Origin of the sequence: Shewanella sp. SG41-4 (genome assembly GCF_014164505.1) — a bacterium.
Taxonomy (GTDB): Bacteria; Pseudomonadota; Gammaproteobacteria; order Enterobacterales; family Shewanellaceae; genus Shewanella.
The window spans coordinates 1-2,208 of sequence record NZ_JACJFI010000452.1 but is presented as its reverse complement, the minus strand read 5'-3'; the positions used below and the strand labels follow the sequence as shown (position 1 = coordinate 2,208).

4 protein-coding genes are annotated in these 2,208 nt (G+C 40.2%); 3 read left to right on the top strand and 1 reads right to left on the bottom strand.

Going from position 1 to position 2,208, the window contains the following annotated elements:
- The 3 genes from H5202_RS20960 to H5202_RS20950 form a co-directional block, all read left to right on the top strand.
- The coding region (locus tag H5202_RS20960) for a nuclear transport factor 2 family protein (RefSeq protein ID WP_182773764.1) at nucleotides 1-332 on the top strand (332 nt) is incomplete at its 5' end.
- A 13-nt stretch (nucleotides 333-345) separates the two neighbouring features.
- Nucleotides 346-795, top strand: a complete 450-nt coding sequence (locus H5202_RS20955; RefSeq protein ID WP_182773763.1) for a DUF1499 domain-containing protein — start codon at nucleotides 346-348, stop codon at nucleotides 793-795.
- A gap of 282 nt (nucleotides 796-1,077) precedes the next feature.
- On the top strand, nucleotides 1,078-1,269 hold the full coding sequence (locus H5202_RS20950; RefSeq protein WP_182773762.1) for a DUF3185 family protein: 192 nt from the start codon (nucleotides 1,078-1,080) through the stop codon (nucleotides 1,267-1,269).
- A gap of 244 nt (nucleotides 1,270-1,513) precedes the next feature.
- Here the strand turns inward: H5202_RS20950 and H5202_RS20945 are convergent, their stop codons facing one another.
- Entirely contained in the window at nucleotides 1,514-2,110 is a 597-nt protein-coding gene (locus tag H5202_RS20945; protein WP_182773761.1) for a 2-hydroxychromene-2-carboxylate isomerase, read from the bottom strand.
- Nucleotides 2,111-2,208: the final 98 nt, after the last annotated feature.

The window sequence follows — 2,208 nt, the reverse complement described above, 5'->3', positions numbered from 1 at the left end:
GTCCGCAAGAGCTAGATAAGCACGCAAGCTTTTTTGCAGCGGATGTTGAGTTTTATCATGATAATGGTGGGGTAACGTGGGACCGTGACAGCATGATTGCCAATACTAAAAATAATGCCTGTGGTCATTACACTCGGAAGTTAGTTGAGGGCTCTTTTAACGTCCACTCGATTAAAGATTTTGGTGCGATTACCGAAGGGGTACATATCTTTTGTCAAAATAAAACCAACCAATGTGAAGGTAAAGCTGACTTTGTCATGGTTTGGCGTAAAGTAGACGACAAATGGCAAATAACCCGAGTATTGAGTTATGGTCACCGTGAAAATAAATAAAAGGATATTAATAATGTACAAACAGATTTCAATGTTAACACTTAGCATGATGCTATTAATGGGTTGTTCTGGCACGGTGCCTACTTTAGGCATTAATGATGGCCAGTTAATGCCATGTCCTGAATCGCCAAATTGCGTCAATAGCCAACAATCAGCTGCAGATGAAGAACACGCGATACAACCGATTGAGTTCGTCGGCACACGCCAGCAAGCGCAGGCGAAAATTTTACACGTACTAAAAGATGAAGAACGAGCTAATATCGTCGTAGTTGAGGATGATTATATTCGAGTAGAGTTTACTTCTCAGATAATGCGCTTTGTCGATGATGTTGAATTTTATTTCCCGTCAACGGCATCGGATAGCATTACCATCCATGTCAGATCGGCTTCACGTATCGGAAAATCAGACTTTGGGGTTAACCGCGAGCGAATAGAGCTGATTAGAAATAAATTCACACTGTAGTCATGTAGTCACTGTAAAAAAGATTTTTCAACGTAATAACAGGTTAACGTGTGTCAGTCCATTTAACTAAAATGGACTCGGTAAAAGCAACTCTCTCCCTGGAGATTGATCTGGGGAGTATGTATAAAGAGCCGTTATGAATTTCGTGAGTTGCTGGTGTTCAACCACGGCATTGTCAACTGAACACGTTCCACTGTAACCTAGTCAACCTTAAGCTAACCAACTGTAACCTAGTCAACTGTGGCATCATCTGCTGTCACGACATCAATGTTTGGAGTAAGAATGAATAGTAAAATTATTGGGATTGTACTTGTTATTGCAGGTGTTTTTTTAGCGTTATGGGGCTACAACATTTATGATGCAGCAAGCTCTCAGCTTACCCGTGCTATAAGTGGTGATACGCCAATTGAAGCTTGGGCAGGTATGGCTGGTGGTATTATTGCGGTTCTAATTGGTATCACAAAGTTAAAATAATGGGTTGTTATTTTGCGTTGAAATAAAAATACTCAACCATAATGGCTATCAATTAATGCTTATTTATAGCCATGGTTATTGGTTCTAAAAACCGCAAATTAGCACCCCGTAAACAGCTAATGATGATTGATTATTGGCAGTTAATTGCTGAACGTTAGTTGTTGAAAATGAGTTGTTGAATGACATCTGTAAAGGTTGCAGTAAATAATCACTGCAACCTTGCTTGAGGTTTCACCTAATAACGTTACCCACACAACTTATCGTTGAGTAAATCCAGTCTATCTTGTCCCCAGAATGGCTCATTTTGATAAACATAGGTCGGCACACCCAACACACCTTTTTCAATAGCATCTATGGTATTAGACTGATATATTGCTTCAATTTCGGCTGACAATGCTTGCAGAATAACACTGTCGGCTTCGACATTGAGCGACGTTAATATTTGTCTGATAACTGCTTCATCTGCAATGTTTTGATCTTTTGCCCAACACGCGGCTAGAACATTGGCGACAAACTCACTGACATCTTGGCCAGCTTGCTGCAACACAATAGTACATCTGTCGGCTAAACCTGGGTCTGCGGGGAAAAAAGCGGGTTGCAGATTAAGGCTTAATTTGCGCTTTGTTGACCAGCGAGCTAACTCAATCAAGCGATAGTCTTGTCGAGCTTGCGGGCGTTGTTTTACCGGTAATACACCTAATTCAGCAAACAATTTTGCCAGTTTAATTGGCTTATAGTTGATAGTAGCTTTGTGCTGTTCAGCCAACGAGATAAAGGTGTTATGGCCTAAATAGGCATAAGGAGAAAGGTTAGTAAAATAATAATCTATTGCTGTTGTCATGGTTTACATTACCTTTTAAAGCTTATTTGAGGGACTGAGTCATTACTCACGAGTATTTAGCCTATATCTAGCAATAATCGCTAATCTATAGCTGATAG